Raw genomic sequence first — 21,856 nt, 5'->3', positions numbered from 1 at the left:
TGGGTTTCGTCCCGCTGTCCCCGGCGCCCTTTGGCGGGGGCGCGGGGAACTGCGCGAACGGGGTCCGGGGCGGAGCCCCGAGTCTGTGACGGGGGTCGAAGGGGCGCGCAGCCCCTTGGTGGGGGCACCTCCCGCTCGAGCGAAGCCGAGAGTGGGGGAGGGACGGGTAGGGGCGGCGGGGGCGAGAAAGGTGCCCTCGGCGTCACGGCTCGCACGCCGCCCGCAGTTCCTCGACCTCCAAGGCCACCGCCTTGGCCAGCAGCTCAAGGTCCGGCACGGCCTCCGCGTCGGCGACCAGTCCGTAGTGGACGCTCCCCCGGTACGTGGAGACGGCGACGGCCAGGGACTGCCCGTGGGCCAGCGGGGCGAGGGGGTAGACCTCGGCGAGGGGGCAGCCGCCGAGGCGGAGGCCGAGGCTGGGAAGCGGGACGCTGGTGACGAGGATGTCGAACCAGAGGCGGGCGGCCTGGCTGACGAGCGGGCCGCCGAGGCGGTGGCCGAGGGGCGGTACGTGGTCGGCGAGCAGGGCGACCGCTCCGGCGCCCCTGTTGGGGCCCGCGTCCTTGTTGCGGTCCATCGCCGTGCGGACCGTGCGCAGCCGGCGCAGCGGGTCGGGATCGTCGACGGGCAGTTTCATCAGATAGCCGGAGAGCCGGTTGCCCTGGGGGTGCGCGGTGCGCGGGCGGCGTTTGGACACGGGGATCAGCGCCCGGGGCGCGACCCCCTCGCTGCCGTCTCCGCGTTCGTCCAGCCACCGGCGCAGCGCGCCCGCGACGACGGCGATGAGGACGTCGTTGACGGTGCCGCCGACGGTCTTGCGGATCCGGTGCACCTCGTCGAGGTCCACGAGCACCCCGGTGGTACGGCGCGTGCCGCTGGCCTCGGAGGTCAGCGCGGCGGAGGAGCGGGCGCCCAGGGTCGCGTCGAACGTGGTGCGGGCGACGGACGCGCCGATGTCGAGGGCGCGGCCGAGGTCGGAGAAGGTGCCCCGGAGCAGGTCGGGCAGCTTGCGCACGTCGCCGAGGAGGCCGCCGCGCGGCGGCTCGGCGGGGCGCGGTCGGGACGCGGGCATGTCGATGGGGTCCATGACGGCGGCGGCGAGCGTCAGCGCCCGCAGTCCGTCGGCCAGGGCGTGGTGGAACTTGAAGAGCACGGCGAAGGAGGTGCCGTCCGCCCCCGGCAGCACATGCGCCTCCCAGGGCGGCCGGCCACGCTCCAGCGGACGCTCCATCAGCCGCCCGGCCACCGCGTGGAAGTCCGCGGTCGGCGCGTGCAGCCGGACGTGGTCGAAGGGCTCGAAGTCGGCGACGGGCTCACGGGTCGCGCCGCCGAACGCCAGCGGCAGCCGGACGTCCGGGAGCCAGACGTCCCGGATGCGCATCCGCAGCCCGGGCACCCCGGCGGCCCGCGTGGCGAGCAGCTCGGCGGCGTGGGCTCCCGCGGAGGGCGAGTTCGCCGTGAAGACGCCGAGGGCGGCCAGGTGCATGGGGTGTGCGGCGGACTCGATGTTCCAGAACGCCAGGTCGAGTGGTGCGAGCAGGTCAGAAGTCAATGGCTTGCCTCGCGTCGACGAAGGGTGAGTCAGCAGTCAATCGCTGTTGGCCGATTACGGTCAAGTACGATCAAGCTACGCACAGTTAACAGCAGATTAAGTCCCGCCGCGTGTGAAAGGCGGGACGCATGGGACATCTGTGTTCACGGTGGTCACCCTGAAGGACTACGAGACCTGCCGCAGACCTACGACACCTGTTGACCCTTCCCCAGGGCGATCACTCCGCCCTTGGAGACCGTGTACAGCTCCGAGTCCCGCTCCGGGTTGACACCGATAGTGGCACCCGGGGGCACCTGGACATTCTTGTCGAGCACGGCGCCGCGCACCACCGCGCCGCGCCCGATGTGGACATTGTCGTGCAGCACCGAGCCCTGGACGACGGCGCCCGGGTCGACGACGACACCCGGCGACAGGACGGACCTGGTCACCTGACCCCGTATCAGGCAACCCGCACTGATGATCGACTCACTGGCGATGCCGCCCGCGTTGAAGCGGGCCGGGGAGAGCTGGCCGGAGCTGGTGTAGATGGGCCAGCTGCGGTTGAAGAGGTTGAAGGCGGGGCGCTCGGCGATGAGGTCCATATGGGCGTCGTAGTAGGCGTCGAGCGTGCCGACGTCCCGCCAGTAGCCCCGGTCACGGTTGGTGTCACCGGGCACGTGGTTGGCGCTGAAGTCGTACAGCTGCGCCTCGCCCCGGTCGGTGAGCTGGGGCAGGATCGAGCCACCCATGTCGTGCACCGAGTTCTCGTCCTCGGCGTCCCGCTGGAGCGCCTCCACCAGAGCCTTGGTGGTGAAGATGTAGTTGCCCATCGAGGCGAACACACACTCGGGGTCGTCGACGAGGCCCGGCGGGTCGGCCGGCTTCTCCAGGAAGCGTTCGACGGTCCGGCCGTCGGAGCCCGGCGTGATCACCCCGAAGGACGACGACTCCGTGCGCGGCACGCGGATGCCGGCCACCGTCACACCCGCGCCGCCCTCGATGTGCTGCGTCAGCATCTGACGGGGGTCCATGCGGTAGACGTGGTCGGCGCCGAACACGGCGACGTACTCCGGCTGTTCGTCGTGCACCAGGTTCAGGGACTGCAGAAGCGCGTCCGCGCTGCCCAGGTACCAGCGCGGGCCGAGCCGCTGCTGGGCCGGGACCGGGGTGACGTAGTTGCCGAGCAGGCTCGACATGCGCCAGGTGGTGGTGATGTGCCGGTCCAGCGAGTGCGACTTGTACTGCGTGAGCACGCAGATGCGCAGGATGTCCGCGTTGACGAGGTTGGAGAGGACGAAATCCACGAGGCGGTACGTTCCGCCGAAGGTCACCGCTGGTTTCGCCCGGTCGGCGGTCAGGGGCATCAACCTCTTGCCCTCACCGCCCGCCAGTACGATTCCCAGCACCGAAGGTCCACCACGCCGCATGCCGCCGCCCCTCTACGCCCGGTTGTGCCGCACCCTGTCCATTGACTACGCCTGTTTGAGGACTTCCTCGTAAAGCTGGACCGTCCTCCGGGCGACCGCGTCCCAGCCGAATGCGCGCACCGCGCGCTCCCGGCCGGCCTCGCCCATCCGGGCGGCGGTCGCGGGATCGGCGAGCACCGAGTCGAGGGCCCGGGCCAGCTGAGCTTCGAAGTCGTCCCCCGTCGATACGAGCAGGCCGGTGACGCCGTCCTCCACGACCTCCGGGATACCCCCGACCCGCGAGGCCACCACGGCTGTCCCGCAGGCCATGGCCTCCAGGTTGACGATGCCCAGCGGCTCGTACACCGACGGGCAGACGAACACGGCGGCGTGCGTGAGGAGCTGGATCACGTCCGGGCGCGGCAGCATCTGCGGGATCCAGAACAGGCCCTCGCGGACACGGCTCAGCTCCGCGAAGAGGTCGCGGAACTCCTGGTCGATCTCCGGGGTGTCGGGCGCGCCGGCACAGAGCACGACCTGCACGGCCGGGTCGATGTCCCGTACGGCGCGCAGCAGGTGGGGCACGCCCTTCTGGCGGGTGATGCGGCCGACGAACAGGACGTACGGGCGGCCGGGGTCGACACCGACGCGGTCGAGGACGTCCGTGCCGTGGTCCGGTCGGTAGAGGGCGGTGTCGATGCCGTTGTGCACCACACGGACCTTCTCCGGGTCCAGGGCCGGGTAGCAGCCGAGGATGTCGTCGCGCATGGCGCCGGAGACGGCGATCACCGCGTCGGCGGACTCGACGGCGGTGCGCTCGGCCCAGCTGGACAGGGCGTAGCCGCCGCCCAGCTGCTCTGCCTTCCAGGGGCGCAGCGGTTCCAGCGAGTGGGCGGTCATCACATGCGGGATGCCGTGCAGCAGCTTGCCGAAGTGGCCCGCGAGGTTGGCGTACCAGGTGTGCGAGTGGACCAGGTCGCGGCCTTCGAGTCCGGCGGCGATGGAGAGGTCCACGGAGAAGGTGCGCAGCGCGTCGTTGGCGCCGTCGAGCGCGGACCAGGGCCGGTGGCGTACGACACCGCCGCCCGCTCCCTCGCCCCAGCAGTGCACGTCCAGATCGACGAGGGACCTCAACTCATGGGCCAGGAACTCGACGTGGACGCCCGCGCCACCGTAGACGTCCGGCGGATACTCCCGGGTCAGCAGGCCGACTCGCACCCGGAACCCCCTGTCTCAGCGGCTGGTTCCCACATGGTCACCCACAAGGGTCAGTTGGGGAAGACCGCGATGTAGCTCGGTGGCGTGCCCACGGTCAGCCGGGGTGAGGATCACGGCGGGGTCGCGTGCCGGGCGGCCGGTCGAAACAGCAGTCACCGCACAGGCCGCCGCCGGGCAGCCGGTAGTACAGGCAGCAGCTGCGGCGGCGGTGCGTCACCGGGTCGAGCGTGCCGGCCAGGCCGGGGTGCGCGAACAGCTCGGCGGCGAGTGAGCGGGCCCGACTCGCTACCTCCGCACGGCCGTTGACGAGGGCCCATCGGTCGAGCAGGCGTACGGCGCCCATGAGCGCGGATGCGGCATTCCCCCACAACAGGCGGTTGGAGAGGGGGAGTTGTGCGCGCAGAGCCGCTGCCAGCGGTACGAGATGGCCGTCCCGTACGACCTCGCCGATCCGCTCGGCGGGCAGGCTCCGTACGTCGGTCAGCCACAGCTCGTCGGGCGCGCTCGCGTCCGCGTCCCAGCGCAGGAGGCGCGGATCGAGGTCCGGTACGCGGTCGTACAGCGCGGCCGCCCCGAGGGCCACCGACCACAGGCGCGCGGCGAAGCCGAGATGGGCGATGGAGGCGGCCACACGCGGCTCCGGCGCCCGCACACTTCGCGCGACCTTCCGGACACGGAAAATTACGGGATTCGCGTAAACCTCCCTTTCCACATCGGCATCCCGTGCCGCGTAGGCCTCCGCGAGGGTGGGCAGCGGGCCGTGCGGCGGTTCGCCCGTGCGTAGTACGAAGAAGCCGCCGAGGGCGGAGAGGTCGGTGAGGCCGGGGTCGTGATCCACGAGAACGAGTAGTACCAGGGCCCGGGAGCCGCATTCGTCCGGAGGCCTGCACTCCGTGTCCCCCGCCCAGGGTATGACCGTACGCCTGTCGTACTCCATCGGCAGTAGGACTCATTGAGTGCTCTGGTACGACGACGCGGAGGCGCGGCCGAGGCATCGTAGGCACCATGAAAGCCGACCGTTCGCCGCGGCGGGCCGAGAGCCCCCGCGCCACGCTGAGGAGCCGCTCATGAGCGCCCTCGCGTTGTCCGTGCTGCTGTCGTTCGTCTCCGCCGTGGCGTACGCGGGCGGGGCGATCGTCCAGGAGCGTGTGGCGGTGTCCACTCCCGGTCCGTCCTACGCGCCGCTGCGCCGGCCGGTCTGGTGGGCCGCCGTCGGGTTGAACGGCCTGGGCGGGGTGCTGCATGTGGTGGCCCTGGCGTTCGGGCCGCTGAGCCTGGTGCAGCCGCTGGGCGCGCTGACCATCGTCTTCGCCCTGCCCATGGCGGCGCTGTTCGTCGGTCGCAGGGCGGGGGCGACGGCCTGGCGGGGCGCGATCATGGCGACGGTCGGTCTGGCGGGCCTGCTCTCCCTGGTCGGCTCGGCCGATGTGCAGTCGCTGGACACCGTCCAGCGGGTGGTCGTGGGCGTGACCAGTGCCGGCGCGGTGGCCGCGCTGATGGTGGCGGGCCGGGCGGCACACCGGCACCCGGCGGTGCGCAGCATCCTGCTGGCGGTCGCCTCCGGTGTCGCGTTCGGCATGTCCTCGGTGTTCACGAAGACGGTGGCGGTCGACTGGACGGACGGCATGGCACTCTCCGACCTGCCCACCCTCGCGGTCATAGGTGTCTTCGCGACGGCCGGTCTGCTGCTGTCCCAGGCCTCCTACCGGGGCGGCGGCCTCGCGGCCCCGCTCGCCACGCTGACCGTGGTGAACCCGGTGGTGGCGGCCGCGGTCGGCATCACGATGTTCGGCGAGACGTTCCGCTACGGCACGATCGGCACCGTCCTCGCGCTGGGCTGCGGGGTCGTCGCGGCGGGCGGTCTGATCCTGCTGACCACCGAACGCCTCGGCGACGAGGCCGAGACGCAGCGGGCCGAAGAGGACGTCACGGTCACGGCCGGCGACCGGGAGTCCCTGGCCCTGCGGGAGCTGCTGGCGGGGCTGCCCCGGCAGTCCGCCGGGGTTCCGGGCGCCGACGACGCGATCGGCCTGGACAAGCGGGTGGTCGTACCGGCCCCGTTCCTGGGGAGGAGCGCAGCGGACGCGGACGACGCTCCGGCCGGACTGCTGCTGCGACCGTTCCACGGCGAGCTGTACGTGCCACGGGCGCTGCATGACCGGCATCGCGACCGCGTGGAGTCCTGAGCCGGCGTCCCGACCTGTGAAGTCCTGGGCCGGCGTCGCCACAGTGCGGAGTCCTGAGTCGGCGTCGCGACCGTGCGGAGCCCACGCCACAGCGTGGAGTCATGTGCGGGAGGCCCGGAGCGCGGGCCTCCCGCCTCGCGTTCAGATGTGGACCCCGCCCGCCCGCAGGTAGGCGATGGGATCGATGTCGCTGCCGAAGCCGGGCCCCGTCCGCACCTCGAAGTGCAGATGCGGGCCCGAGCTGTTGCCCGTGGAGCCGGAGCGGCCGATGCGCTGTCCCGCGCTCACGTTCTGGCCGGCCTTCACGGAGATCGCCGACAGATGGGCGTACTGGGTGTACCGGCCGTCGGCGTGGCGGATCACCACCTGGTAGCCGAAGGAGCCGCCCCAGCCCGAGGTCACGACCTCCCCCGCGGCGACGGACTTCACGGCGCTGCCGGTGGCCACGGGAAAGTCGACGCCCGTGTGGTAACCCTTCGACCAGGACGAGCCGGAGGCACGATAGGGCGTGCCGAGGGAGGCGCTGACCGGGGCGACGAAGGACGCCGGCTGCTGCCGCCGCTCGGAGGCCTGCTCCTTCTGCCCCTTCTGCTCTTTCTGGACCTTCTTCTGTTCTTTCTTCTGCTCTTTCTTCTGTTCCTTCTTCTCTTCCTTCTGGACCTTTTTCTGTTCCTTCTTCTGGCCCGCCGTGTCCAGGCTCAGCCGCTGTCCGGGGACTATCACGTCCGGATCGGAGCCTATGGTCCTGCGGTTGACCTCGTAGAGCTTGCGCCAGCCGCCCCTGACGTCCTGGGAGTCGGCGATCTCGGAGAGAGTGTCGCCCCGGATCACCGTGTACATCTCGACCTTGCCGGCCTGTGACTGGGGCGTGGTCTGCGGCTTCACGTCGTCGATCGTGAGGCCCGCGCGCTCCGAGCAGACGGGCCAGGCGTCGGGGCCCTGTCCGTCGAGGACCTTCTCGGCGATCGCGATCTGCTGGGCCTTGGTGGCCAGGTCCGCGCGGGCGGCGTAGGCCGTGCCGCCGTAGGCCTCCCAGGTGGACTGGGTGAACTGGAGGCCGCCGTAGTAGCCGTTCCCGCTGTTGATGTTCCAGTCGTTGGTGGACTCACAGGCCGCGACCTTGTCCCACGTCTCGACGTCGGCCGCCTCCGCGACCCCGGTGCCGATCAGCGGAAGCGCCATCCCCGCACCGCCCGCCGTGACGGTGAGTGAGGCGCGGTTGATCCTGTTCGGTTGGTACCGCCGGTGCCGACCGCGTACGGCCATGGAGAAGCCCCCTCGCCTATGCCATGAGCCGCAAAAGTAAGCGCCACGAACCGGCCAGGACAAGACGAAAATTCAGCCGCTCCAGTCCCGCGAGTGGCGGGTAAGCGACCTGCTCCGGCGCGTAAGTTCCCCCGTCCGGCGCGCGAGTGACTGAGGACGGCGCACAATTCACCGGGTTGCGCGCCCCATTGAGGCAGGTGGGGCCCTTCCTGCGTACTCAAGCCCGGCAGGCCGCGCAGCGCGGACGGGGCCGGTGCACGTCAGGATGGCCGGAAGGACAATACTGGCGGGCAGGAACGGCACCACCGATATCAGGATCCATAGGAGCCAACCGTATGAGCACTTCAGCCCAGATCGGCGTCACGGGCCTCGCGGTGATGGGGAGCAACCTCGCCCGCAACTTCGCGCGCAACGGCTACACGGTCGCCGTCCACAACCGCTCCGCGGCCAAGACCCACGCGCTGATCAAGGAGCACGGGCACGAGGGCGACTTCATCGCGACCGAGACCGCCAAGGAGTTCGTGCAGGCGCTGGAGCGGCCCCGGCGCCTGGTCGTGATGGTGAAGGCGGGCGGTCCGACGGACGCGGTGATCGAGGAGTTCGCACCGCTCCTGGAGCCCGGCGACATGATCATCGACGGCGGCAACGCGCACTTCGCCGACACCCGCCGCCGTGAGGCCGCGCTGCGCGAGCAGGGCATCCACTTCGTCGGCGCGGGCATCTCCGGCGGCGAGGAGGGCGCGCTCAACGGGCCCAGCATCATGCCGGGCGGCCCGGCCGAGTCGTACGACTCCCTCGGTCCGATGCTGGAGAAGATCTCCGCGAAGGCCGCCGACGGCGCGCCCTGTGTGACGCACGTGGGCCCGGACGGCGCCGGGCACTTCGTGAAGATGGTCCACAACGGCATCGAGTACGCCGACATGCAGCTGATCGGCGAGGCGTACCAGCTGCTGCGCGACGTGGCCGGCTACACCCCCGCTCAGATCGCGGAGATCTTCCGCACCTGGAACACCGGGCGGCTCGACTCGTATCTGATCGAGATCACGGCCGAGGTGCTGGCGCACGTGGACGAGGCGACCGGCAAGCCGTTCGTGGACGTGGTCGTCGACCAGGCGGAGCAGAAGGGCACCGGTCGCTGGACCGTGCAGATCGCGCTGGACCTGGGCGTCCCGGTGTCCGGTATCGCCGAGGCCGTCTTCGCCCGGTCCCTGTCGGGTCACGCCGCGCTGCGCGAGGCCTCGCGTTCGCTGGCGGGGCCGAAGGCGACGCCGCTGAGCGCGGCCGAGGCCGGGGCCTTCGCCGACCGGGTCGAGCAGGCGCTGTACGCCTCCAAGATCGTGTCGTACACCCAGGGCTTCCACGAGATCGACGCGGCCCGCGACGAGTACGACTGGAACATCGACCTGGGCAAGGTCGCCTCGATCTGGCGTGGCGGCTGCATCATCCGGGCGGCCTTCCTCGACCGGATCCGCGCGGCGTACGACGCGCGGCCCGACCTGCCGAGCCTGCTCTCCGACGAGACGTTCGCCCAGGAGATCGCGGCGGCGCAGGACGACTGGCGTGAGGTGCTGATCGCCGCGACCCGGCAGGGCGTGCCCACGCCCGGGTTCGCCGCGGCGCTGGCGTACTACGACGCGCTGCGTGCCGAGCGGCTGCCCGCGGCGCTCACGCAGGGGCAGCGGGACTTCTTCGGGGCGCACACGTACCGGAGGGTGGACCGGGAGGGGTCGTTCCACACGCTGTGGGGGCAGGGGCGGTCCGAGGTGGAGGCCTGAGGGTCGCTCCTGAGGGGGTGGGGGTGGTGATCGGCCGGCGGCGCGGGTCGTTCATGGCTGGTCGCGCGGTTCCTAGTCCCCCTGAGGTTGGGCGATGTGGCCCGGCGTGGACAAGTGCGCGCCGGGCCACATCCTCTTGTCCGCCACACCCCCTACGACAGTGGTCCCGGTTTCGGTTCGCCCGGGACCGGGTCGGGGCCCGGGGGCCTGGGGACCGGGTCCGGTTCGGGGACCGGCTCCGGTTCAGGGGTGGGGACCGGGTCCGGGAAGGGGGTCGGCGGGGTGGGCTGCGGGCGGTCGGGGCCCGGGCCCGGGGTGGGGCCGGGCTTCACGGGGTCCGGGTCTGGGTGCGTCATCGCGTCCTCCAGCCAGTGGGTACGTCGGCCATGGACATCTGCCACGGGTACCCGCCGCCCGCACGGCCAGTCACCTCGTCGGCCGAGCCTGCGGTGACCGCCTCGTCAGCCCCGACCGCCTCGTCAGCCCCGACGGCCTCGCCAACCCCGACCGCCTCGTCAGCCCCGATTCGTTTCGTCGGCCGTGACCGCCTCGTCAGCGGGCCTCTCAGAACCCCTCGGGGTGGGCGACGAGCCAGTCCTTGGCCGCCCGCAGCAGCTCCGGGTCGGCCGCCGGTGCCTCCTCGGGGTGACGTTCGGCCCACTTGACGACGTACGGGCACAGGGGCGCGACCACGGCGTCCTCGCGGGCCGCGATGCCGTACAGCTCCCGCGCCAGCGAGCCCGCGACGCCGTGCCCCTCGTGCGCGGGCTCGACGATCGTGTGCACCGGGACGAGCGCCCGCCGCGGGGAGTCGAGGACGAAGTACTGGATATGGCCGGCCAGTTCGTCCCCGGCGAAGGCCTCCAGCCGGCCTGCCGCCCGGTCGTCACGGATCTGTACGTCGCTCATGGCACTCCTCGCGTGCGGTCGGGACGCCGGGCGGCCGCCTCGTGGCCTCAGACGGTGACGGCCTGCGGGCTGCGCCGCTGGTCCGAACCCGGCACCGGCTCGGACGCGTCCGCGCCGAGCGCCACGATCCGGTTGTCACGGTCCACGTGCACGACCCTGGGCTCCAGGGCGCGGGCCTCGGCGTCGGAGACCTGAGCGTAACTGATGATGATCACCAGATCCCCGGGATGGACGAGATGGGCCGCCGCACCGTTGATCCCGACGACCCCCGAGCCGCGCTCGCCCTCGATGACGTACGTCTCCAGACGGGCGCCGTTGGTGATGTCGACGATGTGCACCAGCTCGCCGGGCAGCAGGTCGGCGGCGTCGAGCAGATCGGCGTCGATGGTCACGGACCCGACGTAGTGCAGGTCGGCCTGGGTGACGGTGGCGCGGTGGATCTTGGACTTGAACAGAGTACGCAGCACTTTGGACTCCTAGAAGACAGCTCCCCGCCAGCTTCCTGCAGGTCAGGGGCGTCGTTCACTGTACATCGGCATGCCTTCGACCCGAAGACCTTTCACAACATCGTGCGCCGTGGCGAGCAGGCTTCTCACCTGCGCGATCTGCGCGAAACAAGCTGCTGCGAAGCCGTCGACCAAGAGCATCTACGGAAGGCTGTCCCGGTCCAATGCTGACCGGATGCTGACTTACCTGATGACTCATCAGGTAAGTCAGCATCCAGAGCAAGCTAATTGGGGTCAGCGGCGGTGAGGTGAATGACCAGGGCTGACCAACACACTGTTCTGAGCCCGCGCAGGTGCGGAACAGGGAGGAGTTGCCCCTCCTCGCCAACTCCTCCCGCAGTACCGAAACCGAGGTGACCATCACGGCCTCCGCCAGCCGAAAGGGTGTAGCCGGCCTCGTTGAAGCGCCGCCTCAGCACCATCGGACCGCAGAACCCTCCCTGCTGGACGGGTCCGGTGAGCAAAGAGGCCGAGCCCGGCAGCCAGAGGTCGACTCTGCTCGGTTTACCTCTGCGTCGGGTGCAGATGGTGGCTCAGATAGCGGGCGGTGACGCTGTACGGATCATGTGCAAGGTCTTCGGGTGTTCCCGTGGCGACGATAGTGCCGCCGGCAGTGCCGCCTCCGGGGCCCATGTCGATGACGTAGTCCGCGTTGGCGATCATGTCCAGGTCGTGTTCGATGACGATGACGGTGGCGCCGTTGTCGACCAGTCGCTGGAGGACGTCCAGGAGCGTGCGGATGTCGAGGGGATGGAGGCCGACGCTGGGTTCGTCCAGGACGAAGAGGGTGTCGGACTGGTTCCTGGTCAGCTCGGTGGCGAGCTTCAGCCGCTGCGCCTCGCCGCCGGAGAGGGCCGGGGTGTCCTCGCCGAGGGTGAGATATCCGAGTCCGAGATCGATGAGGGCCTGGAGCCGGGTTCTCACACGGCGGATGTCTCCGACCTGCTCGATCGCCTGCCTGACGGTGAGGGCAAGCAGTCCGGGCGAGGAGACTCCGTCGTCCGGGTTTCCGGGGGCCGGGCGGAGGATGTCGGCGGCTGCGGGGGCGTACCGGGTGCCGTCACATGCGGGGCAGGCGATGTCGACATCGGGCAGGAACTGGACGTCGAGGGAGACCTGGCCGGTACCTTCGCAACGAGGACAGCGCAGGGAGCCGGTGTTGTAGGAGAAGTCTGCGGCGGTGAGCCCGCGCTGCATGGCCGCGTCGGTGGCGGCGTAGGCGCGGCGCAGGTCGTCGAGGATACCGCTGTAGGTGGCGACGGTGGAGCGGACGTTGACGCCGATGGGGGTGGCGTCGACCGTGTTCACCCGGGTGACCGCCTGCGCGTCCACCGCGGCCACATGGTCAGGCAGCGGTGTGCCCGCGCCTTTCGCCTGGAGCGCGGGGACCAGGCTTTCGAGGATCAGCGTGGTCTTACCCGATCCGGACACACCGGTCACGGCGGTCACGCGGCCCCGGGGGATGTCGACGTCCAGAGCGTGCACGGTGTGCAGGGGCCGGGTGGAGAGGTGGATGCGGCCTTGTTCGAACATCGTGTCACGGTCGGCCCGTTGGCGTACGAGGACGGGTTCGCTGCCGGTGAGGAATCCACCGATCAGGGAGTTGGGGTCCTTGCCAAGCGTGGTGACGTCGCCGGTGGCCAGGACGGTCCCGCCCTCGGTGCCGGAGCCGGGGCCGATCTCGATGAGCCAGTCGGCTTCGCGCAGGACTTGGACGTCGTGGTCGACGAGGACAACGGAGTTGCCGTCGCGGAGCAGGTCGCGCATGACGCCGAGCAGGCCGTCCACGTTCGAAGGGTGCAGGCCGATGGAGGGTTCGTCGAGGACGTAGAGCACGCCGGTGGTCTGGTTGCGTACGGCGCGGGCCAGCTGGACGCGTTGCCGCTCGCCGGTCGACAGGGTGGAGCTCGCCCGGTCCAGGGCAAGGTAGCCGAGGCCGAGTTCGAGCAGGCGGCGGGCGGTCTCCAGCAGGGTGGCGACGATGTTCCGTGCCATCGGCCGCATCTCGGATGGCAGACTGTCTACGAGGGTGGGGGCCCACGCGGTGAGTTCGTGGAGTGTCTTCGCGGTGGCTTCGGCGAGGTTGATGTCGTCGACGAGGGTGGCGCGGGCCTGCTCGCTGAGCCGGGTGCCGTGGCAGGCCGGACACACCTGAGCGCTGATGAACCTGTTCACACGGTTCAGGCCACGTTCGGTGGTGGCCTTGTTCAGGGCCTCCTCGACGGCCCGGCGGGCGTTGCGGTAAGTGAAGTCCAACTCGAAGAACTTGCCGTTCTTGGACCGGACACTGATGTGCCGCTGCTCCGCGGGGCCGTGCATGACGATGTCTCGCTCGCGTGCGGTCAGTTCCGCGTAAGGCACGTCGGTGCGCACCCCGAACTCGGCGACGACCTGCGGCATCACCGTCAACCCGAACATCGACCACGGAGCCACCGCCCCCTCGGCGATGGTGCGTTGCGGCTCGGGGACGAGAGCCGCTTCGTCGACTTCCCGGACCGTGCCGGCACCGGTGCACTGCGGGCATGCGCCGTCCGAGTTGAAGGCCAGCGACTCCGCGCCCGGTGGGTAGAACGTCACCTGGCACACCGTGCAGGTCAGGTCCAGTCCCGCGGCCACGTCGATGGTCGGGTCCTGCCGGTGGCCGTTGGGGCACAGGTGTGACCCCAGCCGGGAGAACAGCAGACGCAGCACGTTGAGCAGCTCGGTCGACGTGCCGAACGTGCTGCGCACCCCAGGCACCCCGGGCCGCTGCCGCAAGGCGAGGGCCGCGGGCACGTGCTCGACGCTGTCCACCGACGCACGCGGTGCCTGCGCCATACGTCGGCGGGTGTACGTGGACAGCGCCTCGATGTAGCGCCGAGAGCCCTCCGCGTACAGCACCCCCATCGCCAACGACGACTTCCCGGAGCCGGACACCCCTGCCACCGCGACGAGTTGGCGCAGCGGCACCGTCACGTCGACGTTCTTCAGGTTGTGGACCTTCGCTCCGTGCACCTGGATGGCCAGCGGCGGATCCGCCGGGTGCGCACCTCGTGCGCCCGGGACCCCGGCCCATTGGTCCCCGCCCGTCACCTCGTCGTGCGCCATCGCTTCTTCCTCCTGAGCGTATCGTCCGACTGGATACCAGGCAGGCCGAGTCACAACTTGCCACGATTTAACATATTTCTGGGGTGCCCTCGTCCACCGGCTGATCACCAAGGCGGATGCGATGACGCGCGATCTGTTCGCTCTGATGCCGCGGTGATGCGTCAGCCCTCTATCCAGCCTCCGCCGCCGCCGGCTTCTTTGAAGCGCGCAGGCTGGTGACGGTGGTGACTGTCAGGACGAGCACGATGAAGCTCAGCGAGAAGGGGATGCTGATCTCGGGGACGTGGACGCCCGACTCGTGCAGGGCGTGCAGCACCAGCTTCACGCCGATGAAGCCGAGGATGATCGACAGTCCGTAGGAGAGGTGGACCAGCTTCTTCAGCAGGCCGCCGATGAGGAAGTACAGCTGGCGCAGGCCCATGAGGGCGAAGGCGTTCGCGGTGAACACGATGTACGGGTCCTGCGTCAGGCCGTAGATGGCGGGGATGGAGTCGAGGGCGAACAGCACGTCGGTGGAGCCGATGGCGAGCATCACGACCAGCATCGGCGTCATGATCCGCTTGCCGTTCTCGGTGATGAACAGCTTGGTGCCGTGGTAGCGGTCGGCCACCCCGAAGCGCTCCTCCGCCATCTTCAGCAGCTTGTTCTCCTGGTACTCCTCCTCGTGGTCCTGCTTGCGGGCGTCCTGGACCAGCTTCCAGGCGGTCCAGATCAGGAACGCGCCGAAGATGTAGAACACCCAGGAGAAGGCGGAGATGATCGCCGCCCCGGCCGCGATGAACACGGCCCGCAACACCAGAGCCATCAGCACGCCGATCATCAGCACCCGCTGCTGGTACTGCGAGGGCACCGCGAACTTGCCCATGATCAGGACGAAGACGAAGAGGTTGTCGACACTGAGCGACTTCTCGGTGATGTACCCGGCGAAGAACTCACCCGTGGGCCCGCTCCCGCCGAAGTACCAGAGCCCCGCGCCGAACAGGACGGCCAGGACGACCCACACCACCGTCCACGTCCCGGCTTCCTTGATGGACACGTCGTGCGGCTTGCGGCCGACGAAGAAGTCGACGGCCACCAGCACGCACAGGGCTACGACTGTCAGTAGCCAGACAGTAAGGGAGACGTTCACTGGCACTCCGGGTACAGGTGGGGAGGTGGGACATCGTTTTCCGTGTCGCTGCTATCTGCGCCGGCCCGGAGCCGGGGCGACGGCGGACATGGTCGAAAGCCGTGAAGGCGCCGGCGTCGATCAGCGCTCCGGCGAGAAGCAGCGGGGGCGCGACGGTCAGGGCGAACGCTTGGAGCACGCGGCGGCTTCGGCGGCCCGCGTCGGCACGGGCTGCCCGACGGTGCGAGAATCCGCGTAGATCGGCATCATGCCTCCATCCTCGTGACGCACGGAGAATGGTGGCGTGAGGCGGTCAGGCACCTCAACGTAACCAATGACCAGACGTGACGCACATCACAACAAGACATCGGTCCGCCTCTGCTGGAGAGCGCCGAGCCGCTGTTGGCGGCAGTATGCGCATGGTGCTTACTGAGCGGCCGGGGGGCTAGTGACGGTCAGTCCGTAGGTCCGCAGCGCGGTTCCGGCGAAGACCTCGCGGTGTTCGGCAGGATGGAGTGCTGACGTCAGCTCCTGTGCGCCGGCGACTTCGGCGTAGGTGGCGGCCAGCCGGCAGACGGGCAAGTCGGAGCCGAACATCAGCTGCCGTGGACCGAAGGCCCAGCCCTGTGTCCGCGTACGGCCTGAGGTCCTCGACACTCCACTGGTACCAGTCGGCTTCGGTCACCATGCCGGAGAGCTCGCAGACGGCGCGCCCTCGCGCCAGCCTCATCTCCCTCAGGAACCGATCCGGGGCCTCAACCACCCGCATCCCATCGTCCATCACGTCCAATACCGGACACCTCCGCGAGTCGACCGGGAACGATCCACCACAGAGCCACACCCTCTGAGAACCGCCGGGGCGGCCCGGGCGCCGAAGGAGTGGGCGGCCCACTTCGTCTTCTCTGTCAAGTTCAGCGAGTTGAACTGAATCGGCCCGTCGCGGTGTTCAGTCGCCTCCGCCTTTGGGCCTGTGCAAGGCCGGCCGCCAACGCGTCGGAGCGCTCCAGCGCGTGGCGGTTCACGCACTGCGGAATGCCTGGGCGGGCTGACGCTTCGGTGCTGGTCTACCGGCGTTCCGGGGAAGGTGTGCTGGGTGAGCTTTTCTGGGCGGTGGCGATGACTGCGGGGAGGAGAGCGAGTGCGAAGGCGGCGCCGGTGAGGGCGAGGAGGGGGTAGCTGGCTGCGGTGACGACGATCCCGGAGGTCATGCCGCCGGTGGCCCCGGCGATGGCGACGTCGACCGTGCCTTGGGTCTTGGCTCGCGTGGCCAGGGGGACGGCGTTGGTGATGATGGTGGTGCCGCTGACGAGGCCGAGGTTCCAGCCGATGCCGAGCAGGATGAGAGCGAGGGTGAGCAAATCGGATCCGGCCGGCCAAGGTCTGCGGGACGGCGACGACCACCCGCCGGGCGTGACGCTACCGCCCTCGTACTCGACCACCGTGCCGTTCTCGTCGTGGCGGATGGTCCGGACCACGGTGTTGAGACGAACTCTGTCGCCCAGCTCCGCGCCCATCCGCTCGGAGATCTGGTGGGTCCCGCCGACCACACGGGCCTCCTGGGCACCGCCGGCGATGGCTACGAGCGTCTTCAGGCGGGTGCCTGACTTGACGTAGAAGAGGAAGTGGAGCAGCGAGAGTTCGGGGGACTCCGCGGAGAACAATGCCGGTACCAAGTGTCGGAAGAACCGTCGCGCGATGCTGTCCTGGGTGTTCGCGACCAGCCAGCTGTCCAGCGTCTGCCGGTCCAGATCCTCGGCGCCCTCGGTCTCCCACGGTGCCTCCGTCGCCACCTTGGACGCCAGCGTCTCCATCTGCTCCCACAGCCGGACGACTTCCGCGGCCGATTCTGAGGGCAGGCCGAAGAAGCTCTCGTCTCCGTACCGGACGATGTCGCCGTCGATGACGGTCAGCGCCTCGCCCTCGTCGAAGGTGGGGAAGGTCTACAGGCCCAGTTCCTCGATCAGCTCAAGCAGCAGGTCCTGAGTCGGGGCGACCCACTGGCCGCCCATCTCCACGGGCTCACCCCGTTGCTGAGGAACCCACCGAGGTTGCGACCGGCAACCCGGTCGCGAGCCTCCAGTACCGTCACGGACTTGCCGGCGGCGACCAGCTTGCGCGCTGCACTCAGACCTGCCAGGCCGGCGCCCACTACGACAACGTCGACATCATGCATCTTGCATCCGTTCAAGAAAGCAGTCGTATGACTGGGGACAAGTCCGCAGCGGGCACGGTGGACGGAATACCCAGCGGACCAGTAAGGGTGGCTGCGCCTGTCAGCAGAAAGTGACCAGGCTTCCCGCACAGCGGATTGCCGGCTGCGGGAGCGAGCGGGCCCCGGCATCACGCCGGGACCCGCTACTCGTTCAAGACCATGTGCTGAGCACTGATGGCTGCTCCACTGCCCCCGAAGGCCCGGACTGCGGGAAGCATGCCGTGAGCGCCGTGGTGGTCTCTGCCATCCGGCTCAGGGGCGCCGGCCCCAGTCCAGACAGTCGGCCAGGTCGGCGGAGGAGAACGCGGCTGCCAGCTCCTTGCGGCCCTCCGTGAAGTGGGCCCAGCTGTCGTAGTGGACGGGCACCACACGGCGGGCGCCGAGGAGCTGGGCAGCTTCGGCCGCCATGGCACTGTCCAGGACGATCACCTTCCCGTCGAAAACCCCGGCAAAGCGCGGCGCACCGGCGAACAGGATGGCGGTGTCCACCTCGGCGAAGCGCTCAGCGATCTCCTTGACCGCGTCGAGAGAGGCGTTGTCGCCGCTGACGTAGACGGTGGGCAGACCTTCCCCGGTCAGGACGAAGCCGACGACCTCGCCGCAGATCGGCTCGACCTCCTCGCGCGGGCCGGGGCCGTGGATGGCGGGCACGCCGGTGACGGTGACCGTGCCGCCGTCGGGGCGGTCGAGCTCAATGGACTCCCAGTCCGCCAGGCCCGTGGCCTTCTCGCCGAGGCGGTGTCCGCCGCTGGGCGTGGTGAGGGTGAGGGGAACGTCGGCGAGCAGGGCCCGGCCGGAGGTGTCGAGGTTGTCGGCGTGCTCGTCGTGCGAGAGGAGAACCACGTCGATGGGGCCGAGGTCGGCGGGGTCACCGGCAGAAGGGGCCGTCTTGGTCAGGACCACGGCGGGCGCCTGAAAGTCACCGGGACCATCGAAGGTCGGGTCGGTCAGGAAACGCAGACCGCCGTACTCGAAGAGGGCGGTCGGGCCGCCGAAGACGCGGACCGCGAACTGGTCGGTCACTGCGGAGGGCGAAGACACGAAAAGAACACCTCACGGATAGTTATCGCTTGAACCGTGAGACGACCGTAGCGGTTTCTCACGGAAGCATGCAAGCCGTACCATGAGAGGCATGGAAGAGACCGTGATCGAAGAGTCCGCCCTGCCGCCCGCACAGGGGGAGGAAGAGCACCTGTCCCTCGCCCTCGTCAACAGCGCGATGGCAATGCCCGGCGGGCACACGGTCGACCGCTTGGGGACTCCTGCGCAGACCAACGCGTGGCTGACGGAGCGCGGTCTTGCGCCGGTCGACGCCGGCATGCTGGACATGTGTGCGTCACAGCTGCGCTCGCTGCGCGAACAGATCAGGTCGCTGTTCGCCGCCCGCACCGCAGGGCTCCCCGCCCTCCCTGCCGCCGTCACGGCCATCAATGACGCCATGACCCGCGTCCCTACAGCTCCGCTGCTGCAGTGGGACGACAAGAGCGGCCCCTACCGCACCACCCCCCACCCCACCACCCAGATCGTCGACCACGCCCTGGCCACCCTCGCCGCCGACGCCGCCGACCTCCTCACGTCCCCCGACGCCGAACGCCTCACCGCCTGCGGATCCCCACCCTGCAACCGCTACCTGCTCCGCCACGGACGCCGCCACTGGTGCTCCACCCGCTGCGGCGACCGCGCCCGCGCCGCCCGCGCCTACGCCCGCCGCACCCAGACCACCGCCGACTGAGTTCGGCCGCCCCGCCCCGCCGACGGTCCACGAGACCCGCGCCGGGGCGCGGCTTCGCGCACCCTCAGGTCCCCGGCACGGATGACCCACCACGCCTTCCATCAGGGCAGGCAGCACATCCGAGGGCTGCGGAAAACCCAGGTGCCAGCCGCACTGCCGCCTGCTGGATCCAGCCCCGGCTCCGCCGCGCAGCATCCCTCGCCGACTTCGCGGCTCTTGAGGACGCGTTCGAGGATCTCGAGGGGAAGCCATGCGACCTCGGTAACGAGACCGCGCCACCGGCACATTGGTGTACGGCACCCAGCCCGTACACGGACTGGGTGCCGTAGAAGAAGCAGCGCCCCACACGTGGGCCGAGAGCATGGAGCCTTGGGCGATCGAGGTCAGCGGACGCAGGCAGAACCGTTCCAGGTCGCACCAGAGGGGCAGGAAACCGAGGGGCGTACGTTGATCGCCTCGGCCTCCTGCGCCGGGAAGAACACGGCTCCGAAGACGCCGCACACGATGGCAGCGCACACGGCGACGCTGCGGGACTTGCCGAGGACAGCACTCACAAGAACTCCTTGACTAGCAATAGATGAGGCACAACTGACAACTGACGTTCTTAACGGGCATCAATAATCAACTCGCCGTCGCCACATACGCGTTGGCGTCGGACGCCGAACAGCCCCATGTACCGCCTGCCGTGCACTCGGCGCACTTGCCCGGGCTGACAGGCCGGGTGGCTCCAGGGTCGCCTTCGCGCGGCCGCGTGGACCAATGGGCCACGCCCGAGTCGCCCCGGAGGCCCTGCAGGGGCGCTGCCGAAGAAGGGGTGGGGGCCGGGCTGGCGCCAGACGACGTCCTCGGTGAAGATGCTGCCTACCCGGGCCCTTACACTCACCACCGGTAATAGTCGCCTCGACACAACCAATGAGGGCGTTCACATGCCGCAGTTCCCGGCCTTCGATGTCATGACGGCGACCTGCCCGTCCCGCACCTCGCTCGCCCGCATTGCCAACAAGTGGACGGCCATGGTGGTCATCGCGCTCAGCGCAGGCCCCATGCGCTTCCGCGACCTGCGGACCAGCGTCGACGGCATCAGCGCCAAGGTCCTCACCGAGACGCTCCGGGACCTGGAACGCGACGGGCTCGTCACCCGGCACGTGTACAGCGAGGTTCCGCCCCGGGTCGAGTACGAGTTGACCGCATTGGGGCGCACTCTGTACGCCCCGATTCAGGCACTCGCCCTCTGGGCCGAGGATCACTTCACCGAGGTACTCGCGGCACGCGAGAGCTACGACGCCCGCCAGTGACCGTGGCCTGTCACCAGAGATAGCGGGTTGGCGAAACGTCGCGGAGGTGGACCCGACGGTGCGGCGTCCTGAACTCGCTACCCCCCGTGGCGTCCGTCGTCGCCGGCTGCACGACGATCACCGTGGTACATGTTCGGGCGCAGCCTGCGCGGCATCATCCAGGGGGACGGCGTCCCCAGCGTGTTCGTCCCGCAGCTCGTCGAGCTGTTCAGACAGGGCGGATCCTGATCGTCGACAGCGGATTCATCGGCCCGTGGCGCATGCCGCTGCCCGCGCGGCCGGAGTCTGCCGGACGACTTTCGCCTGGGGAGGGTGCGGGCGGCCTACCGTCCCCAGAAGGCGTCCTCGGCGTCCTGGTCCCCGGAGAACAGCCACATCTCGACGATCTTGCCGTCCTTGAGGCGCAGGACATCCACGCCGTCCATGCTCATGGACACGTCCTCGCGCCGCCCGGCGAAGTGGATCGAGGCGGCCACCGTGTCGCCGTTGCTCATGAGAGCGTGGATCGCGTCGATGGCGAAGGAGCCCTGGCTGACCTCCATCATCCCGCCGAGCATCGCGAAGACGGCGTCGCGCCCCTTGCGCTCACCGGAAAACTTGTTGGCGCCCGGCTGATGCCAGACGATCTCCTCATCCAGAAGCTCGCCCACCTTGGCCAGGTCACCCTTCTGGACGGCCTGAAAGTACTCACGCGCGATGTCGACGTTCTTGCTGGTCATGACAACACTCCTCACGCCTCTGGGATGGAGGCAGTACGACTGACGTTACGGGTGGAATGCGAGGCGCGACGTGCGCGACTCGAGATGGATCAACGACGCGCGGCAGGTTTCGGCAGACCTGCTCCTCAGGCACTGCCCCAGAATTCGTCCTCGACCTGCCGGCCGGTCGAGGAGAGCCAGATGCCGCAATGCGCGCCCTCGATCGGCAGCAGGTCGACGCCGTTGAAGTAGACATGCGGCGCCCAGCGAGGCGTTCGCCGTGGGCTCCGTGATCGGCTTCAGCGCGAACGCCCCTTCGGTGACCGTCATCATGCTGCCGAACATCTCGCCGATCCTGAGCGCGGCCATGAGCCCACCCCATGGTCGGCCCCTCTCCTTCGGCGAGTTCTCCTGCTGCACCTCAATACTCACCATCGATATCCGGTCACCTCAACGTAACCAATGGGGTGACGTGAGGCACGTCACACGTCACACACCGTTCCGGTGCTGCCCGGTAGTTACGCGGCCAGTTCACGGCCCTGCTGCGAGCGGGATGTGTTCGGGCGGCGTTTTCTGGCCGCCGGGTGTCCGGTCGGCACCTCCACCGGAACGCCTCGTGAGAGCCGCTGCGGGCCGCCGTCGGCAGGTGACCGGGACCACGAAGAAAAGGATCCCCAGCGATGACTGAGAGTGTGTTGACCAGCGGCCTCGAAAGCATCGACGCCGACGGCCCGGAGTACTCGCCGCAGCGCCAGGGCGGGCCCGGGCACCGGCCGTAAGACGCTCAGGCCGTGACCACCTGCTTTCGCGAAGATGTGGACGGCAACAGGGCGCCGGGCGAAAGGCTTGCAGCAACCCCGACCGCGGCCCGCCGCGCCGCGAGTTCGTCGCCCAGGAGCAGGACCCGAACGTCTCGAGATGCGTTCA

19 protein-coding genes and 3 pseudogenes are annotated in these 21,856 nt (G+C 69.5%); 4 read left to right on the top strand and 18 right to left on the bottom strand.

Annotation, left to right across the window (positions count from 1 at the left end):
• Nucleotides 1-202: 202 nt before the first annotated feature.
• The 4 genes from ACWD26_RS38705 to ACWD26_RS38690 form a co-directional block, all read right to left on the bottom strand.
• The gene (locus ACWD26_RS38705) at nt 203-1,552 is read right to left on the bottom strand and encodes a wax ester/triacylglycerol synthase family O-acyltransferase (RefSeq protein ID WP_451277510.1); all 1,350 of its coding nucleotides are present in this window, start codon (nt 1,550-1,552) and stop codon (nt 203-205) included.
• Between the two features lie 185 nt (nt 1,553-1,737).
• The gene (glgC, locus tag ACWD26_RS38700) at nt 1,738-2,958 is read right to left on the bottom strand and encodes a glucose-1-phosphate adenylyltransferase (protein ID WP_451277508.1); all 1,221 of its coding nucleotides are present in this window, start codon (nt 2,956-2,958) and stop codon (nt 1,738-1,740) included.
• 45 nt (nt 2,959-3,003) lie between these two features.
• Nucleotides 3,004-4,155, bottom strand: a complete 1,152-nt coding sequence (gene glgA, locus ACWD26_RS38695; protein WP_451277506.1) for a glycogen synthase — start codon at nt 4,153-4,155, stop codon at nt 3,004-3,006.
• A gap of 94 nt (nt 4,156-4,249) precedes the next feature.
• On the bottom strand, nt 4,250-4,993 hold the full coding sequence (locus ACWD26_RS38690; protein WP_451277504.1) for a (2Fe-2S)-binding protein: 744 nt from the start codon (nt 4,991-4,993) through the stop codon (nt 4,250-4,252).
• 229 nt (nt 4,994-5,222) lie between these two features.
• Here ACWD26_RS38690 and ACWD26_RS38685 point away from each other — a divergent pair, with 229 nt between their 5' ends.
• Nucleotides 5,223-6,341 carry a DMT family transporter gene (locus tag ACWD26_RS38685; protein ID WP_451277502.1) on the top strand — a complete coding sequence of 373 codons (1,119 nt, stop codon included), beginning with the start codon at nt 5,223-5,225 and terminating at the stop codon, nt 6,339-6,341.
• Between the two features lie 141 nt (nt 6,342-6,482).
• On the opposite strand, the gene ACWD26_RS38680 is transcribed toward ACWD26_RS38685, so the two are convergent.
• Entirely contained in the window at nt 6,483-7,607 is a 1,125-nt protein-coding gene (locus ACWD26_RS38680; protein ID WP_451277500.1) for a transglycosylase family protein, read from the bottom strand.
• 335 nt (nt 7,608-7,942) lie between these two features.
• Here ACWD26_RS38680 and gndA point away from each other — a divergent pair, with 335 nt between their 5' ends.
• Nucleotides 7,943-9,382 (top strand): NADP-dependent phosphogluconate dehydrogenase, encoded by a 1,440-nt coding sequence (gene gndA / locus ACWD26_RS38675; protein WP_451277498.1) that lies wholly within the window; start codon nt 7,943-7,945, stop codon nt 9,380-9,382.
• A 564-nt stretch (nt 9,383-9,946) separates the two neighbouring features.
• On the opposite strand, the gene ACWD26_RS38670 is transcribed toward gndA, so the two are convergent.
• The 10 genes and pseudogenes from ACWD26_RS38670 to ACWD26_RS38625 form a co-directional block, all read right to left on the bottom strand.
• Nucleotides 9,947-10,291: a GNAT family N-acetyltransferase gene (locus ACWD26_RS38670; protein WP_451277496.1), complete on the bottom strand. Its 345-nt coding sequence runs from the start codon at nt 10,289-10,291 to the stop codon at nt 9,947-9,949.
• Between the two features lie 47 nt (nt 10,292-10,338).
• The gene (panD, locus tag ACWD26_RS38665) at nt 10,339-10,758 is read right to left on the bottom strand and encodes an aspartate 1-decarboxylase (RefSeq protein WP_451277494.1); all 420 of its coding nucleotides are present in this window, start codon (nt 10,756-10,758) and stop codon (nt 10,339-10,341) included.
• Between the two features lie 42 nt (nt 10,759-10,800).
• On the bottom strand, nt 10,801-10,938 hold the full coding sequence (locus ACWD26_RS38660) for a hypothetical protein (RefSeq protein ID WP_451277492.1): 138 nt from the start codon (nt 10,936-10,938) through the stop codon (nt 10,801-10,803).
• A 363-nt stretch (nt 10,939-11,301) separates the two neighbouring features.
• Entirely contained in the window at nt 11,302-13,884 is a 2,583-nt protein-coding gene (locus ACWD26_RS38655) for an excinuclease ABC subunit UvrA (protein WP_451277490.1), read from the bottom strand.
• A gap of 169 nt (nt 13,885-14,053) precedes the next feature.
• A complete protein-coding gene (locus tag ACWD26_RS38650) occupies nt 14,054-15,013 on the bottom strand; it encodes a TerC family protein (protein ID WP_451277488.1) in 960 nt (319 codons plus the stop codon).
• A 405-nt stretch (nt 15,014-15,418) separates the two neighbouring features.
• Nucleotides 15,419-15,698: pseudogene (locus ACWD26_RS38645) on the bottom strand (amidohydrolase family protein); the annotation flags it as partial.
• Between the two features lie 358 nt (nt 15,699-16,056).
• A pseudogene (locus ACWD26_RS38640) lies at nt 16,057-16,350 on the bottom strand (hypothetical protein); the annotation flags it as partial.
• Between the two features lie 63 nt (nt 16,351-16,413).
• Nucleotides 16,414-16,815: pseudogene (locus ACWD26_RS38635) on the bottom strand (FAD-dependent oxidoreductase); the annotation flags it as partial.
• Nucleotides 16,816-16,952: 137 nt separating this feature from the next.
• On the bottom strand, nt 16,953-17,165 hold the full coding sequence (locus ACWD26_RS38630) for an FAD-dependent oxidoreductase (RefSeq protein WP_451277486.1): 213 nt from the start codon (nt 17,163-17,165) through the stop codon (nt 16,953-16,955).
• A gap of 291 nt (nt 17,166-17,456) precedes the next feature.
• Nucleotides 17,457-18,245 carry an MBL fold metallo-hydrolase gene (locus ACWD26_RS38625; RefSeq protein WP_451277485.1) on the bottom strand — a complete coding sequence of 263 codons (789 nt, stop codon included), beginning with the start codon at nt 18,243-18,245 and terminating at the stop codon, nt 17,457-17,459.
• Between the two features lie 91 nt (nt 18,246-18,336).
• Here ACWD26_RS38625 and ACWD26_RS38620 point away from each other — a divergent pair, with 91 nt between their 5' ends.
• Nucleotides 18,337-18,936, top strand: coding sequence for a CGNR zinc finger domain-containing protein (locus ACWD26_RS38620; RefSeq protein ID WP_451277483.1), 600 nt, complete (start codon nt 18,337-18,339; stop codon nt 18,934-18,936).
• A gap of 383 nt (nt 18,937-19,319) precedes the next feature.
• Here ACWD26_RS38620 and ACWD26_RS38615 read toward each other — a convergent pair whose 3' ends face one another.
• Nucleotides 19,320-19,490 carry a hypothetical protein gene (locus tag ACWD26_RS38615; protein WP_451277481.1) on the bottom strand — a complete coding sequence of 57 codons (171 nt, stop codon included), beginning with the start codon at nt 19,488-19,490 and terminating at the stop codon, nt 19,320-19,322.
• Between the two features lie 372 nt (nt 19,491-19,862).
• Here ACWD26_RS38615 and ACWD26_RS38610 point away from each other — a divergent pair, with 372 nt between their 5' ends.
• Nucleotides 19,863-20,231 carry a winged helix-turn-helix transcriptional regulator gene (locus tag ACWD26_RS38610; RefSeq protein ID WP_451277479.1) on the top strand — a complete coding sequence of 123 codons (369 nt, stop codon included), beginning with the start codon at nt 19,863-19,865 and terminating at the stop codon, nt 20,229-20,231.
• Nucleotides 20,232-20,554: 323 nt separating this feature from the next.
• Here ACWD26_RS38610 and ACWD26_RS38605 read toward each other — a convergent pair whose 3' ends face one another.
• Together ACWD26_RS38605 and ACWD26_RS38600 are read right to left on the bottom strand one after the other, a co-directional pair.
• Nucleotides 20,555-20,950 carry a nuclear transport factor 2 family protein gene (locus ACWD26_RS38605; RefSeq protein ID WP_451277478.1) on the bottom strand — a complete coding sequence of 132 codons (396 nt, stop codon included), beginning with the start codon at nt 20,948-20,950 and terminating at the stop codon, nt 20,555-20,557.
• Nucleotides 20,951-20,995: 45 nt separating this feature from the next.
• Entirely contained in the window at nt 20,996-21,298 is a 303-nt protein-coding gene (locus tag ACWD26_RS38600) for a hypothetical protein (RefSeq protein WP_451277476.1), read from the bottom strand.
• Nucleotides 21,299-21,856 lie beyond the last annotated feature (558 nt).

This window comes from Streptomyces sp. NPDC002787, from assembly GCF_053592095.1.
The sequence above is the reverse complement of the archived record's forward strand: the minus strand, read 5'-3'. Positions and strand labels throughout refer to the sequence as shown.

Coding starts and splice junctions, on each gene's coding strand:
- glgC (WP_451277508.1), bottom strand. CDS start 2,958: ATGCGGCGTGGTGGACCTTCGGTGCTGGGAATCGTACTGGCGGGCGGT.
- ACWD26_RS38685 (WP_451277502.1), top strand. CDS start 5,223: ATGAGCGCCCTCGCGTTGTCCGTGCTGCTGTCGTTCGTCTCCGCCGTG.
- ACWD26_RS38680 (WP_451277500.1), bottom strand. CDS start 7,607: ATGGCCGTACGCGGTCGGCACCGGCGGTACCAACCGAACAGGATCAAC.
- gndA (WP_451277498.1), top strand. CDS start 7,943: ATGAGCACTTCAGCCCAGATCGGCGTCACGGGCCTCGCGGTGATGGGG.
- ACWD26_RS38670 (WP_451277496.1), bottom strand. CDS start 10,291: ATGAGCGACGTACAGATCCGTGACGACCGGGCGGCAGGCCGGCTGGAG.
- ACWD26_RS38660 (WP_451277492.1), bottom strand. CDS start 10,938: ATGCTCTTGGTCGACGGCTTCGCAGCAGCTTGTTTCGCGCAGATCGCG.
- ACWD26_RS38655 (WP_451277490.1), bottom strand. CDS start 13,884: ATGGCGCACGACGAGGTGACGGGCGGGGACCAATGGGCCGGGGTCCCG.
- ACWD26_RS38630 (WP_451277486.1), bottom strand. CDS start 17,165: ATGCATGATGTCGACGTTGTCGTAGTGGGCGCCGGCCTGGCAGGTCTG.
- ACWD26_RS38620 (WP_451277483.1), top strand. CDS start 18,337: ATGGAAGAGACCGTGATCGAAGAGTCCGCCCTGCCGCCCGCACAGGGG.
- ACWD26_RS38610 (WP_451277479.1), top strand. CDS start 19,863: ATGCCGCAGTTCCCGGCCTTCGATGTCATGACGGCGACCTGCCCGTCC.
- ACWD26_RS38605 (WP_451277478.1), bottom strand. CDS start 20,950: ATGACCAGCAAGAACGTCGACATCGCGCGTGAGTACTTTCAGGCCGTC.
- ACWD26_RS38600 (WP_451277476.1), bottom strand. CDS start 21,298: ATGGCCGCGCTCAGGATCGGCGAGATGTTCGGCAGCATGATGACGGTC.